The sequence below is a fragment of the Sphingobacterium sp. JUb20 genome, from assembly GCF_004342035.1.
Taxonomy (GTDB): domain Bacteria; phylum Bacteroidota; class Bacteroidia; order Sphingobacteriales; family Sphingobacteriaceae; genus Sphingobacterium; species Sphingobacterium anhuiense.
Genome location: NZ_SLYV01000015.1, coordinates 15330 through 30425 on the forward strand (window position 1 = coordinate 15330; position 15096 = coordinate 30425).

At 36.0% G+C, this 15096-nt stretch carries 11 protein-coding genes and 1 tRNA gene; 8 read left to right on the top strand and 4 right to left on the bottom strand.

Translation table 11 applies throughout. From position 1 onward, the window contains the following. The first annotated feature begins 98 nt into the window (after positions 1-98). Positions 99-1598: a PAS domain-containing sensor histidine kinase gene (locus EDF66_RS21845; protein ID WP_132845049.1), complete on the top strand. Its 1500-nt coding sequence runs from the start codon at positions 99-101 to the stop codon at positions 1596-1598. A 4-nt stretch (positions 1599-1602) separates the two neighbouring features. Next, positions 1603-1968, top strand: a complete 366-nt coding sequence (locus EDF66_RS21850; RefSeq protein ID WP_132845051.1) for a PleD family two-component system response regulator — start codon at positions 1603-1605, stop codon at positions 1966-1968. Positions 1969-2263: 295 nt separating this feature from the next. Here EDF66_RS21850 and EDF66_RS21855 read toward each other — a convergent pair whose 3' ends face one another. Next, positions 2264-3259: an MFS transporter gene (locus EDF66_RS21855; RefSeq protein WP_207898735.1), complete on the bottom strand. Its 996-nt coding sequence runs from the start codon at positions 3257-3259 to the stop codon at positions 2264-2266. A 232-nt stretch (positions 3260-3491) separates the two neighbouring features. Here EDF66_RS21855 and EDF66_RS21860 point away from each other — a divergent pair, with 232 nt between their 5' ends. Beyond that, positions 3492-4256, top strand: coding sequence for an AraC family transcriptional regulator (locus tag EDF66_RS21860; protein ID WP_132845053.1), 765 nt, complete (start codon positions 3492-3494; stop codon positions 4254-4256). 246 nt (positions 4257-4502) lie between these two features. Next, the gene (locus tag EDF66_RS21865) at positions 4503-5333 is read left to right on the top strand and encodes a hypothetical protein (protein WP_132845054.1); all 831 of its coding nucleotides are present in this window, start codon (positions 4503-4505) and stop codon (positions 5331-5333) included. Positions 5334-5459: 126 nt separating this feature from the next. On the opposite strand, the gene EDF66_RS21870 is transcribed toward EDF66_RS21865, so the two are convergent. Together EDF66_RS21870 and EDF66_RS21875 are read right to left on the bottom strand one after the other, a co-directional pair. Next, on the bottom strand, positions 5460-6941 hold the full coding sequence (locus tag EDF66_RS21870; RefSeq protein WP_132845056.1) for a RagB/SusD family nutrient uptake outer membrane protein: 1482 nt from the start codon (positions 6939-6941) through the stop codon (positions 5460-5462). Between the two features lie 37 nt (positions 6942-6978). After that, positions 6979-10089, bottom strand: a complete 3111-nt coding sequence (locus tag EDF66_RS21875) for a SusC/RagA family TonB-linked outer membrane protein (protein ID WP_132845058.1) — start codon at positions 10087-10089, stop codon at positions 6979-6981. A 482-nt stretch (positions 10090-10571) separates the two neighbouring features. Between EDF66_RS21875 and EDF66_RS21880 the strand changes: the two genes are divergently transcribed. Both EDF66_RS21880 and EDF66_RS21885 read left to right on the top strand, forming a co-directional pair. Next, a tRNA-Ala gene (locus EDF66_RS21880) sits at positions 10572-10644 on the top strand. Positions 10645-11150: 506 nt separating this feature from the next. Next, on the top strand, positions 11151-12332 hold the full coding sequence (locus EDF66_RS21885; protein ID WP_132845060.1) for a glycosyltransferase: 1182 nt from the start codon (positions 11151-11153) through the stop codon (positions 12330-12332). Between the two features lie 74 nt (positions 12333-12406). Here EDF66_RS21885 and EDF66_RS21890 read toward each other — a convergent pair whose 3' ends face one another. Continuing rightward, entirely contained in the window at positions 12407-13201 is a 795-nt protein-coding gene (locus EDF66_RS21890) for an HAEPLYID family protein (protein WP_021190410.1), read from the bottom strand. 325 nt (positions 13202-13526) lie between these two features. Between EDF66_RS21890 and EDF66_RS21895 the strand changes: the two genes are divergently transcribed. Further along, positions 13527-14081 (top strand): RNA polymerase sigma-70 factor, encoded by a 555-nt coding sequence (locus EDF66_RS21895; RefSeq protein WP_243656113.1) that lies wholly within the window; start codon positions 13527-13529, stop codon positions 14079-14081. 55 nt (positions 14082-14136) lie between these two features. Further along, on the top strand, positions 14137-15096 hold the full coding sequence (locus EDF66_RS21900; RefSeq protein ID WP_132845064.1) for a FecR family protein: 960 nt from the start codon (positions 14137-14139) through the stop codon (positions 15094-15096).

Below are 15096 nucleotides of genomic sequence, written 5' to 3' on the forward strand. Positions count from 1 at the left end.
AAAGGCATAGTATTTGTAAAATTGATTCTATAATTAATATATTTTGAAATGAAGTCTACACATCCTGATAAAGACTTCATGTAACGAAAATAAATTTTATGATAAATGAGAATCTCAACATATATCTTCAAGCCTTAAATTCGGCAAACTCGGGTATTATTATCACAGATAATTTGCAGCCCGATAATCCTATCATATATTGTAACAGCGCGTTTGAAAAAATATCTGGCTACAACAAGGATGAAATAATAGGTCACAACTGTCGCTTTTTACAAGCACAAGACAGATCGCAAGCTGAGCGACAACTTATTAAAGAAAGTATAAGAGATGGGAAAGAATGTAAGGTTGAAATTAGAAACTACCGAAAGAATGGTCAATTGTTCTGGAATGAACTGTTCATATCTCCTGTTAAAAATGATGATGGAATGATCACCCACTTTATCGGAGTGCAAAATGATGTAACAGATCGGAAAAAGGTAGAGTATGATTTGCGTGAAGAGAAATCATCTGTAGAGGAAAAAATACAGCAACGCACGAAAGAGCTGATGGGAAAAGAAGCTTTTTTATCCAGTATCATTCAAACGGTTCGGGAAAGCTTATTAGTTCTCGATTCGAACTATGTTGTTTTGAGCGCCAATAATCATTTCCTAAGTTCATTTAAAGTGACTCAGGAAGAGACTGTCGGGAAAGTACTTTTCGAACTCGGAAACCATCAATGGGACATTGATACTTTAAAAGATCTCTTAACGAAAATATTGCCAACAAATAATCCGGTCACCGATTATGAAGTCGAGCATCATTTTCAACATATTGGAAAAAAAGTGATGCTTCTTAATGCTTATAGAATAGAGTTTGAAGGACAGTACAAGGATAGAATACTCATTGCTATAGAGGATATTACAGATAAAAAAGAGTTGGACCGCAGAAAAGATGATTTTCTTTCTATAGCAAGCCATGAACTGAAGACACCGTTAACGACAATAAAAAGTCTGATACAACTACTTCAGCGTATGGATCCTGCTAAAAACCCAGATCAGTTCACAACCTCTCTTGATAAAGTTTCTATATATATTGAAAAACTAAATAAGCTGATCTCTAAATTACTGGACACATCAAAAATTCATTCCGGCAATATAGAACTACATCTAGAACCTTTTGAAATTGATAAAACTATAAAAGAAGCAATTGAAAACCTATCTGTTGTTAATCCTGAGTATGAGATCTCATTTTCCGGATGTACAAATGCCTCTGTACTTGGTGATGAAATGCAGATTTTACAGGTGTTCAACAACTTAATTTCAAATGCAATCAAGTATGCTCCAGGATCTAAAAATATCGAAGTTTACATCAATACTGTCGGAAATTTTGTAAAAATTTCGGTTAAAGATTTTGGAATGGGTATCAGCCACCAAGATAAGATTAAAATCTTTGAAAGGTTTTTTAGAGCAAGTAATATTCAAAAGAAATATCCCGGATTAGGAATCGGACTATATGTTTCTCATGAAATTATCGTGAATCATAAAGGAACGTTATGGGTAGAGAGTGAAGTTGGCGAAGGATCGACCTTTAATTTTACGTTACCGGTCATAAAAAATTAATGCTATGGATAAGAAAAAGATAATGATTTGTGATGATGATCAAGGAATACTTGATGTGCTCCAGATGTTACTGGAGATTGAAGGGTTTGAGGTTTTGCCACAGATCAATAGTATTCATATTATTAATGAAATTTTAATGCAATCGCCCGATCTGCTATTGCTGGACCTTTGGATGCCCATCTTACCGGGGGATGAGATTTTAAAAATAATTCGGGATAATCCGGAGATAAAAAAGTTACCCGTTCTTGTAATATCGGCAAGCGGGGATGGAAATAAGATTGCGATGGAGGCGGGAGCTGACCGCTTTCTTGCAAAACCTTTTGATCTCAACGAAATCATAGCAGAAGTGAACAATTTATTGTCAAATTAATAGTAAAACCCAATTTTGATAATCGCGATGTTAGATATAGGAACATTCACTGGACATGCCAATGAAATGATTTTTAGCTGATGCAGTGATCAATATTCAAAATCTTTTTAGTGAAATTTTCTTTATGTGTATCTTGCTCTTGCCGATAATTCATTTTTTCAGAACCTAAACCGTCATGTACTACATTAACTTACTGACCTAAATGTGTATCTGTAAAAAAGCTATTTTCTTCATAATAATTTATTCACTTGACTAGATCTGATATGGGCCAAAAGTAACTATTTTTTCAATAGTGCTAATGCGTGCGTGAGGCGGATTTTTTATATGCGCCAGCAAATAATATGGCTAATATAGACGAAATTATAAGAACTAAACCAAAATCTTGAATCCACCCTGATACTGTAAGACCTAAACCGATAAGTGTATAATAGAGTAATCCAAAGAGGGCTCCCGCAGTTCCAACAACATCCTTATACTTAATAAGTGCCTGACTTAATATATTGGGTATTGCAATACTAAATGCAATCAGTATGAAAAGCATGGGAAATAAAAACCATAGACTGCCCTGCAATATAAAGGTGCCTACTGCACCGATTATAGAAATCGCCGATGAAATATAAATCAATCTATATGCAGAAAAATTTAAATGAATAAGTTTTTTATTCAGTACCCCCCCAGCTAATGAACCAATGGCAAGTACGATACCGCTATATCCAAAGTGTGTAGGACTATAGCCGGAGTGCTCAAATATAAATGGGGCTAGAGAATAGTAACTAAATAACATGATATTGAATAAGGCTACCAATAGGGCACTTAACCAGATCATCCGATCACTTAATAATTCTCTCAAAACTGCTCCAATTTTCGGACGGTCTTGTTTAATAGGCGCTTTTGTTTCAGGCAAAAACTTAATAGCATTGATTAACAACAATACCGCAACTAACAAAACTACCATAAATACACCCTGATATCCAAAGCTTTCAGTCATATAACCTCCTGTTATAAAACCGATAATAGGACTTAAAGAGAGCGCAATTCCAATAATAGAAAATACAGAACCTAGGTCTTCTTTTCGATATACATCCCGAAGGATAGTCTGTGTTATAATAGAACCTACGGAAGCTCCAAAAGCAGCGACTACCCGAGCGATTAATATCATATTGAAATCCCTGGTTAATAGTGCCATAACAGCTCCTATTGCATAAGTAAACAGTCCCAAGATCATAGCGCTTCTTCTCCCTATTATATCGGATAAAATGCCCCAAAAAATGACACCTAGTGCAAAAGCAATAAAATGATAGGGTTAATGAAGCCTGCTGATTGCTTACCTGAAATGCTTGCGCAATATTGGGTAATGCAGGGCTATAAATTGTTTCGACAAATTGCGGAAACATAATCAAGATGATTAATAGCATCAAATTTGGTTTGTTTTTCATTTTTCACTTTAATTATATTGCAAAATAACACATGATTTATCGTATCTTGTTATTGGTATTAAGACAAAAAATATCAATATCAAGACAATGACATACATAGCTAAAGATGATTACTTTGATCCCGACAAAATAGATGCTGCTGTAATTGGTATTGCGTCAGAACTGAATGCTCATGATTCAGGAAGCCACAAACATCAAAAAGCCCAACTATTATATGCTCCAAGCGGATGCATGTCAATACGAACAGATAGTACACAGAGTTTATTACCGCCCACAATGGCGGCATGGATTCCACCAAATGTATTACATAGCGTTACGATTAGAAATACAGTCGCTTATCGTTCTATATATTTTGATCCCAGTAAGTTTAAAAATTTACCCGATGAACTAATAATTATGAATATCAGCCCTTTATTACGAGAGGTTATTGAACGCATATCGTATTGGCCTTGGGATATGCTCTGGAACAATCAGAAAAATATAACAGCTGTTTTTTTTGAAGAATTTCAGAACGCATCCCGTGAAAACTTAACTTTAGTAGAGCCATCGGATCCAAGATTTCAACCCTATATAGACCAATGGAATATAGGGAAGTCAAAACCTCCGCTAATGAAGAAATTTGCGTTAGAAATCGGGATAACTGAAAAAACAATTGGACGCATTTTTATGAAAGAAACAGGCATGTCTTATCAGGACTGGAGGCAACAATGGAGGCTGCATCAATCAATAGAATTATTAACCAATGGTAGAAATGTGAACGAGACGGCTCATGAATTAGATTTTTCTAGCCCGAGTGCATTTATAGAATTCTTTAAAAAATATCTGCGAAAAACGCCAAATCAATATTTATAATTTAAATCTAAAAGAGCGAAAAGGCCTAGTAGATCAACCCATTCATGTCAAAATGTAATGACCTCTTTCAATTTTCTTTTAACTCTTTGAAGCTGTTTTTCCAGCCATTGCATTTCTGTTTTGAATCAGATAATTTGATCGATTAAAAACCATTCCTAATGGCTATTTGTTAATCTTTTAAGCTCGCTTAAAAGGCAATATTTACGATAGCAAATTATAAGCAGGCAAAATTAATCTAACTTAACTATGAAACACATTTTAAAATTTACAATTTATCTCTTCATTTTACTGATCTGCACGTCCACAGCTTTTGCGCAGCAAAAAGAAGATGTCATCTATCTAATGGACGGTGGACAGAAAAAAGGAAAAGTCATCACGATTGGGGATGAAATCATCAAGTTTTCTTATACCGGTGAGGAGCTACAATATGAACTTAAAAAATCTTTAATTGATAAAATTGTATTTGCCAATGGAAGAGAAGAATCCTTTAGGTCAGCTGGTAATGCCAGCAGTACATTAAATGCAACAGCATTACAATCTAACGCTATACAGGGTGGGAACAGACTTGCTGTTATTCCATTTGAAATTGCCAGTAATGACCAAGGTCTTACCACCGATGTGATGAGACGAGAAGTGCAGCAGGCCTGTGTCGACGCTTTGAGATCACGATCACTTTCTATTCAGTTCCAAGATGCAAGGACGACAAATGCTACTTTAGCTAAAAATAATATTAACCTGGCTGATATTGCCAATCATACACCGGAGGAATTAGCTAAGCTATTAGGCGTAGATTATGTTATATTAGGGGTTTATGATATTGAAAATAAAGGAACATTCAGCTATGGTTCTGGAGTAGCGTCTTACGATGATAAGAAGAAAGATAATAAAACCAAGGGTACTGTTGTCCAATCAAACAACAGCTACACCAGTACAAATTATGACACGAAAGTTTTAATGACTATTTATGATGCGACTGGAAGGCAACTGTTTTCGGACACAAGAAAACCTTTTCTTGGCGGTGTTGACTCTTACAAAGGAGCATTAAAAACATTAGCCAAACGGGTACCTCTAAAATAATTATAGTTGACTGAAAGTATATAATAGAATGTAATAAGAAAGATTAAAAATGAGCGTGAAATAAGTAATAAAAAAACAGGCCCTTACTATTGTAAGAGGCCTGTTTTTATGAAAAAGCAATTGCTATTATAAATTAGGATTTCTAACAATTTCTTCGTTTGGAACTGCGAACAAATAGTAAGGGCTATTAGCAACAAAATTTGATCCATCCGGAAATTTCACTACACGGTGCCCCTGTCCGTTCACGAGTTTGGTACCGCCATTTGCTGTTTTAATCGGTACCTGGATTGGTTTACCTGTTTCATCAATATACAATTTACGCTGTACTTTTCCCTGCGTTCTGATAATATCTGACAAAGCGAAGCCTTCACCCCAAAGTTCTTTACGACGCTCGATTAAGATCTCTTCAATTAAGTTTTTCCCTTGGCTCACATCATAAAGTTTTGCTTTACGGGCAGTACGCAATTTATTCAATGCGGCAATAGATTCCGCCTGCAGTCCTGCTCGCGCATAACCTTCAGCCTCGATCAATATCATCTCCGAAGAACGCATATACACAATATCTCCAATCACATTCGGCTTAAATTTAAACTTTTTATACCTTAAAAGACCTTCACGACCGGTCAATGGATCCCACTCGAATAAACTGTAGCGAACATCATTTTCATCAAATAAATTTTTAAAGTAAGGATCTGCCATAAAGCTAAAATAATAAGATGCAGCAGAAGAAACATCTAAATAATGAAAAGTATAACTTGCAGTATTTTGTTCAGTCGTTTGTTCATGCCCCCATATCCATTCTGGATTTTTAAGATCATTGAACCCTTCTTGATAAGTTGCTGAGTCCATCAGAACATATTTATTTCCTAATTTTTCTGCGGCCTCGGCTGCTAATTTCCACTCACCGATTTGCAGATAGGTACGAGCCAATAACCCCTGAACTACATCCTGGTTAATTTTATACTTTTTTCCAGCATAGCCTGTCAAAAGTGGATAACTATCTTTTAGATCAATTAAAATCTGATCATAAAGTTTTTCTAAGGTTACCCGAGGGTTTCCTTTAGTCTCTACTGTACTAGGCTCAGTATAAATCGGAACAGTCAGCGCATTTTTATCTTTCTGATAGCTAAACTGATAAAAAGAGGCTAGATTTAGATAAGCAAACGCGCGGAGTGCTTTCGCCTGCCCCTTTAACCTATTCTTATCTTCTGTCCTACCTTCAGCCCCATCGACCTTGGCAACGACATTATTGGCATTATCAATAACCTTATACAGTAAAGTCCAGAAAGAAGTAGCACGATAAGAACGGTTATTATTAAGTTCTGAAAATGTATAAGCATCGCGATATCCGTATTTTGTCGTCAAAGCAACATCACTACCCATCGCATCACTAGTCCGCAAAATAGCCGTATAACCCGGATTAGCAAAAGTGAAATAAGTATCATTGAGGTATTTCCAAGTTCCGTTAATAACCGTTTCCACATTCGCAGTCGTTTTATAAATCTCGGACTCAGCGACGGCATTTGTCGGATTCGTGTCCAGAACATCTTTACAAGATGTTCCCAATAAGGAAACTGCCAAAAGTATATAGGTAAATTTTAATTTCATATTCATACTATTTAATTCTTTTATGATTTTCTGAGCATTAAAAAACAAGCTGTAAACCTCCTGAAATAGTGCGCATAGCCGGATAACGGAAATATGTAGCACCATTTAATGTCTGTTCCGGATCCATCCCCTGATGTCCATAAAAAGTCAGCAAATTTTCTGCCGTTGCAAATAGACGTACTTTCCCCAGTCCGATTCGTTTGATTAACTCTTCAGGAAAACTGTAGCCTAAACTTACATTCTTTAAACGGGCATAGGTTGCATCATATAAAAAGCGTGTGGAAGTTGAAGTCCAGCTTAAATTATCCGTTGTTAACTTGGGCACGTCGGTAACTTTATTTTCAGGTGTCCAATGATTTAACATTTCGGTGCTCCAGGCCCTTCCTGCATTATTACCGGTATGCATCAACTGGGTATAATCATTATCCAATACTTGTCCCCCTAAGCTGAAGCTGACCAAAGCTGATAAATCAAAATTCTTATAACTAAAGCTATTGTGTACACCACCTATTAAATCGGGCAATGAAGTTCCAACATCAAAAAATCCTGCTTCACCGTACAAAGATGTCTTCTTATCTGTTTTATTTCCGTCCTGATCGGCCACATACCATTGAGGTAATCCATTTTCAGGATTTACACCAGCCCATTCCGGCATAAAGAAATTATAAATACTACCGCCAACACGTAATGCACGTGTGCCTGTAATGATATCTTTATTATTATTAGGCAGAGAGGTGATTTTATTGGTATAATGAGAAAGGTTTACATCCAGATTCCATCTGAAATTTTCAGTCAGTACTGGGATTGTATGTAAATCGATATCAAATCCTCTATTTCGAAGCGATCCGATATTAGCATCATAGCCTGAATAACCAGTAGAATAAGGCATCGGCATTGTAAATAACAGATCTTTACTTTGGCGATTAAAATATTCAACACTTAAAGAAACTCTATTTTTAAAAGCGGCGATATCTAAACCAACATTTAAGTTCAAGTTAGTTTCCCATTTCAGATCTGGTGTGGGCAATCGGCTTGTAATGGTTCCGCCTTCACCTAAACTATTAGAAATTGTATAAAGACCCTGATGCGCATAATAAGTTCCCAGATTATCATTACCTTGTCCGCCGTAACTTGCTCTTAAAGTCAATTGGTTAAGAGCAGAAACATCTTTCAGGAAATCTTCCTGCGCAATTTTCCAAGATCCACCCACTGACCAGAATGTTCCCCAACGGGTTTCTGGGGCAAATCGGGATGATCCATCGGTACGTAAAGAAGTTGAGAAATAGTAACGGTTATCATAATTATACTCTGCACGGCCTAGAAAGCTCAAGAGGCGATAATCGACACTAGATCCTGTAAAATTATTCAATTGTGATGCTGCGACCGGTTCATAAAATCCTGGAAGTACAAACCCTTGTCGGCTACCGCTGATATTTGAACTGTTGAAGTCATGATATTCCTGGCCGGCCAATACATTCAGATGATGAAGATCAAACTGCTTATCAAACGTCAAAATATTGTTCCAAGTTTGTCCTACAGTTCGTACATTAGATTTGGACACAGATCCTTTTGTATCGACACCAAAACCAACCGTAGGATTGGTATAATTATGGGTATTGCTATTGATATAGTCTAGACTATAGGTAGATCGGAATTTCAGGTCTTTTGAAAAAACAGCTTCAAGATACGCTCTGGTTGAAACATTTTCCCTACGGATATCATTTTTATCTAAAGGCAGTGAAGCAGCCAGATTGTTCTTTGGAGTAGCGCCACTCGGACGGTAAAGTCCAAAATCATATATTTTATTCCCTTTTTCATCCAAGACATAAGAACCGTCTGCTGCACGCTCGTAGTAAGGATAAAAAGAAGGTACTAAGCGGGCAAAATTGATAATATTTGCGGTATTGCTATCTTCGGATTGTGGATATTTCTGCTGTGTACTGCTACCTGATATATTAATACCTGCATTTAACCAAGACTTCATCTTTCCATCGATATTAGCCCTTACATTATACCGCTTGAAACCTGATTCAATTGCAATACCCTGATCATCCAGATAACTTCCCGACATAAAATAGGTGTTTTTCGCACCACCGCCACTGAAACTCAGATCTCCTTGTGTACGGACACCGGTACGTTGCAAAACATCTGTCCATGGGTCATTCCATAATACTTTAGCACCCGGCACCAATTTTCCATCCAAACCTACCGGCTGTGGAAATGATGAACCGTATGGGTTTTTAATTAAATCACTTATCACACTGTTTGAAGCATTAGTTGCTGCTTGTGTTGCAGTCAAGCCATTTGACAGATTTTTATTGCGGAGCGCCTCCCAGTACATTTGGAAATAATCATCCGTAGATACCTGATCGTAGTCACGAACCGCTCTTCCAGAATAACCTTGGGTAAAATTAAGATTGATCGTCGTATTTTCAGAAGACTTGCCACTTTTTGTCGTAATGATAATGACACCATTAGCACCTCTAGATCCATATAAGGCACTTGAAGCAGCATCTTTCAAAACAGAAACGGATTGAATATCATTGGGATTGATCGAGTTGATATCTCCAGAAAATGGATTTCCGTCCACGACAAATAACGGTGAACTGGAGGCGTTGATAGAACCGATACCACGGATTCTGATCGCCGCATCGGTACCGGGCTGACCAGAAGATGCGACCGACTGTAAGCCGGGTACTTGACCTTCCAAGGCTTTCGAAATACTGGATACCTGTCTATTTTCGATTGCTTTTGCATTGATCGTGCTGACTGAACCGGTAATATTTGCACGCTTAGAAGTACCATAAGCTACTACAACAACCTCATCAAGGTTTTGACTGGTGACGTGCAAAGCGATTGTTAAGTTAGAACCATCGGCTTTTACCCTTTGCGTCTCATAACCAATGTAGGAAAACTCAATAGTGGCGTCGGTAACCTGTTGTACAGGAAGTGTAAATTCGCCATTTAAATTGGTTGTTGTTCCCCTAGTCTGTCCAGTGAATACAACATTGACTCCAGCTAGTGCTTTTCCTGTTGTGGCATCTGTAACTTTACCTTGTACATTGCGTTGCTGTGCCTGGAGCTGGCTTACACTTGCTACGGTTAATACCGTGGCTACTAATGGAAAAATTTTGTTTGTTAACTGCATGTAATACTGTTTAGAATTTTAATACTGCACTTATAAAAGCATATAACATAGACACTATTCTTATTCATATTTATTGAAAAACAATAATCTACTAAACTAGTAGTCTTTATTATGTGGCAAAAGTAATATTTTTATATATAGATTTAGTAGTCTTTTCTATTAAAGCATAAAAACAATCAGCAAAACACTCATTTTCAAGGAATTATTTTTTAACAAAATTTAACAAGAACAAAATGATTCAAAATTGCCGTTTTGTGAAATCTCACTTATCAAAAATTTATGGTTAAAAAATAAAGAAAACAGATTATTACGATCAAATACAATAAATTAACTTATGTAAAATAAACAGTTTTAAATCTGCATAAACTAAAATAGTCTCTAGCTATTCTAATAAAAAGTACAGAGCTTAATGAAAAAATTAGAACGCCGATGTTTTGAATTTCATATTAAAGTACTATCTTGCTCCTGTCTTACGACATACTGGGGTATTAGCTCATTTGGTAGAGCGCTTCGCTGGCAGTGAAGAGGTGATCGGTTCGATTCCGATATGCTCCACATTAAAAAGGCTTATACATATTTTTATGTATAAGCCTTTTTATTTTTTATAAATAAATTTAATGAATGACCACATTCATTCTTACTAAATTATCGACCACCTGTAAGCAAATTATATTTAATTATCTATTTCTTGCATGGTAATCTCGCTTTTTACCTCAGAACAAAAGCAAACCAATTCGTATCAGCCAACGCTAAAAATAAGAATATTGTTATGTATCCGTACAAATACGCACGCTCTACGCTTAGTACTGTAGATAAGTAATAATCTACTTTAACTGACTTAAAAACTACGGTTATGTACATAAAAATAGGTTTTGGGTACAGCTTTTGATTTACAGCTTGTATAAAAAGGAAATAGCATTTAATCATACTATATATTATGGAGCATATCGATCAAAAAGCAAAAGAAATAGGTTTAGACAGAGGATATTATTTATTATTGATGGCGATTTTGGATATACCTGTTGAGCAGGCAGATAATAACATAAGCAAGTAGCAATAATATGAAGAAAATTGTCATTATTAGCACCTGCCCTCCGCAGAAATGTGGACTTGCAACCTTCACTAAAGATCTGAAACAGGGAATGGAGCTCGATCCAGATGTAACAGTCGATCTAATTGCTGTATGTAAATTAGGTAAAGAACAATTTGATAACTCAATACGATTTGTCATCGACAAGGATGGATTAGACAGTTATATGCAAGCTTCATGTATCATTAATGAGGAATATGATTATTGTATATTACAACATGAATTTGGGATTTTTGGTGGTGCTGATGGCATTTTCATCAATAACCTGATCAATAACTTAAACATACCATTAATAACGGTTTTTCACACAATAATACAGGATCCAACCTTAAGGAAAAAAGAAATTATGGAATCACTCCTGAAAAAATCAAAGCAGGTCATTTCTCTTTCGCCCAAAGGATGCTCAATTTTGAAAGAGATTTTCCCAGATCTTGATCATCAGAAGATTAAAATGATTCCACATGGAGTTCCTCAGTTTGATTATAACCAAGGATTAGCAAAGCAAAAATTAGGCTTACAGCAACATTTTATGATGCTGACTTTCGGCTTAATCAGACGGAGTAAAAATTTGGAATACGCTATCAAGTCTTTGGTAGGTCTCGATTTACCAGATTTCAAATACTTTATTGTCGGAAAGACACATCCGCATGTATTGGCAAGTGAAGGTGAATCCTATCGTTATGAATTACAAAATCTGGTGGAACAATTAGAATTACAGGATAAAGTCGTATTTGTAGATGAGTTTTTATCGGATGAGCAACTCAAAGAATATCTTACAGCATGCGATATTTACATATCTCCCTATCAACATAAGGAACAATCAAGTAGTGGAACTCTATCGTTCGCAGTTGGAGCTGGAACAGCTGTTATTGCTACTCCTTATTGGCACGCTAAGGATTTATTGATCGATGACCGAGGCATACTCACACCTTTCGATGATATAGAAGCGATGCGCGAAAACATCAGCCTTTTGTATCATTCCCCAAGATTATTGGCTTGGTATCGGTTCAAAGCGCAAAGTTTTGGAGAACTATCAACATGGAGATTGATGGCAAATAATTATATTGAACTGTTGAGTAACCGCACAACCCCCATAAGGTCACTTGAGTATTTTGAAAATTACATATCTTTTGATATGAGAAGGGAAGCATAAGAAACCGAAGCCTCAGTATTTGAACGCTGAGGCTTTTTTAATATGTCAAGAAACTAAAACAAAGCTCGTAGGCCTTAGAACTTTGGTTCCCAAATTAATCTGGTCATAAAATCCATTTGAAACTCTTTTGATTTTATCGGAACACCACACACTAGACCTACTGCAAAATTAGGGGATAACGCTAACTTCATTTGAGGTCTCATGATATATTCTAAATGACCATGCTCGATACGCATATCATTTTCAATACCGATGTAATGACTTGAATTGGGAACCATGTAATGCACGTTTGCGTTTAATACAAAATTGGTTTCCATTCCTTTCTTTTTAAAGTGATATTCGAATTCAGGTCCTGTATAAATCAATGTACTGATCTGATTAAAATTCTTAGCTGCTATAAAGAAGGGGGACGATACAAAACCATCAAAAAGAGGTGTATTTCTTACAGTTGGATTTGATCGGCCAAATTCCATTTCATGCACATACCCGATAGCCAAAGAAGTCTGGTGTTTCTCATCTACCAGAAACGTATATTGTGTTCCTAATTTTAAACCTTCTATATGATTGGTTCTTTGTCCTACATTATCTTTTGCAAATAGTACAGGCACTTCAACTTCCAGTCCCAGACGATTGGCAACAGCCCACTCGTATTCGATAAAAGCATTATGCTCAACTTTATTTTTGAAACGTCCAGTACCATATCCTACATTAAATTCTGCTTCGCCTTTTCTAGCGCCAAGATCCCGCATGAGGTCTAGATAGAGTGGTTCTGCATGTTTTACTTTTGCTGGCTTAGGTATTGTGGTTTCTTGTGCAAATAAAAAATTGGAAACGAATAGGAAAAATAAAAGTGTATATATAAATTTCATGATATTAATGTTTGAAACAAACTTATAGGCACATTTAGGAAAAAATTAGGAATTCTAATTTTATGTTGTCCTTATCTGAAATTTTTCACTTATATCAAGATTGCTCTTCATAAATTATAATGTCGAAGTGATAGTAAGCTTTTTCATAGGTTAAAACATGATCTTAATTTAACACCACCTTAATACTGACGTCATATGAGCACTAAGTAGCTCTTATTCGGCAGTTTAAAAATGGTTCTTAAAAACACATTAGGACGATGATGATTTTTTCTTTTCTAAAATTGTGACTAAACTTGCAGTAATATTAGAGTGAGAGAATATGGGGATGTTAGCCATTAAGAATAAAACCTTAGATTTTAAACAATTCTATTTAACCTATAAAGACAAAGTTTTCAAGTATGCCTTTTTGCATTTTAAAGATGAAGAAATGGCTGCAGATCTTGTACAGGAGGTTTTTTCAAAATTATGGAATAAATGGGATACGCTGGATGAAGAGGGTAATATGCGCGCTTATCTATACACTGCTTCCCGAAATCTTGTTTTTGATGAACTTCGTAAAGTCAAAGTGCGCTTGGACTACAGCACAACAGATGCGAACAAAAACAATGAAATAGACAATTCAAACGAAGAGTCAATTGCTTATAAAGACTTAGAAAACCTATACAAACAAGCAATCGGTAAACTTCCCAAAGCACGATTAGAGGTTTTTCTATTGAGCAAAGAAGCTTTTTTAAATAATCAGGAAATCGCCGATCAATTGGGTATTTCAGTCAATACCGTCCGCGATCAATTGGTCAAAGCAAATAAATCTGTGAGACAATACCTCATAGCCCATATGAAGGATTCTATTGCGCTTTTAATTTTTTTAAGAATATTTTAAGTTCCCGTCGTCTTTTCGTCTTTACCACCCGTATATACTATAACAATACGAAAAGATGCGTAAAGAAGAACTAACCCTTTTATATAAAAAATTTCTATCTCCCGAGACCTCGGATAGAGATCGTGCATTAATCTTGACGATTTTGCAGGACTGTGATGAACAAGATCTCCCAAACTTTGAAGAGGTTTTAAACAGCGAGAACAGAAATATTGTTTTAAACGATCATAAATCGGATGAAATTTTTGCGTCAATAACAGGTAAAAAATTATATCCTACTGTAAAACCTATCTGGAAGAGAAAAGATTTTCTAAGGGCTGCGGCTGCACTCATAATAACTGGGTTTTCTATCCTATTCTACTTGAATAATACTGGAATAATTAGTCCGAACCATAAAAAACGTGAATCTAACTTCGAAAACACCACCAAATTTGTTAAGCAAATCAAATTAAATGATGGAAGTACAATCTCCTTAAAGCAAGGAGCTAAATTGCTCGTGCTGTCTGATTTTACGAAAGATACGATAAGACGTGTACAATTGATCGGAGAAGCTTTCTTTGAAATTTCAAAAAATCCTAAAAAAGCATTTGTCGTAGAAAATTCGGGTGCTTTTGATGTGAGAGTACTCGGAACAGCTTTCAACCTGATCAACACCCCTCACAAAAATCTACTAGTTCTAAACCATGGAAAAGTACAGGTAAAAAATGGTCTAAAACAAGTAATTATTCTACCGGGTCAAAAAGCTGCGTTTGATAAAACAAAACAATCTTTTGAGGTCTCTCCTACTGACACTGTTGAATCTTCCAACTGGATAAATAATCTACTTGCCTTTGACCGGGAGCCTATACAGAAAATATTTTCGGATTTAAACAGTCTTTATCCTGAGCAGCGTCTACGACTCAATGAGAAATTTGAAGCTGAAATTTTCACGGGCTACCTACCTTCCAATGACCTGGATAAATCACTTGAGATCTTAAATCGAGCTTTTAATACGACAATTATTTATAAACATCAGTAA

Bases quoted from the DNA above. Each gene is read 5' to 3' on its own strand.
- EDF66_RS21845 (WP_132845049.1), top strand. From the start codon at position 99: ATGATAAATGAGAATCTCAACATATATCTTCAAGCCTTAAATTCGGCA.
- EDF66_RS21850 (WP_132845051.1), top strand. From the start codon at position 1,603: ATGGATAAGAAAAAGATAATGATTTGTGATGATGATCAAGGAATACTT.
- EDF66_RS21860 (WP_132845053.1), top strand. From the start codon at position 3,492: ATGACATACATAGCTAAAGATGATTACTTTGATCCCGACAAAATAGAT.
- EDF66_RS21865 (WP_132845054.1), top strand. From the start codon at position 4,503: ATGAAACACATTTTAAAATTTACAATTTATCTCTTCATTTTACTGATC.
- EDF66_RS21870 (WP_132845056.1), bottom strand. From the start codon at position 6,941: ATGAAATTAAAATTTACCTATATACTTTTGGCAGTTTCCTTATTGGGA.
- EDF66_RS21875 (WP_132845058.1), bottom strand. From the start codon at position 10,089: ATGCAGTTAACAAACAAAATTTTTCCATTAGTAGCCACGGTATTAACC.
- EDF66_RS21885 (WP_132845060.1), top strand. From the start codon at position 11,151: ATGAAGAAAATTGTCATTATTAGCACCTGCCCTCCGCAGAAATGTGGA.
- EDF66_RS21890 (WP_021190410.1), bottom strand. From the start codon at position 13,201: ATGAAATTTATATATACACTTTTATTTTTCCTATTCGTTTCCAATTTT.
- EDF66_RS21895 (WP_243656113.1), top strand. From the start codon at position 13,527: ATGTTAGCCATTAAGAATAAAACCTTAGATTTTAAACAATTCTATTTA.
- EDF66_RS21900 (WP_132845064.1), top strand. From the start codon at position 14,137: ATGCGTAAAGAAGAACTAACCCTTTTATATAAAAAATTTCTATCTCCC.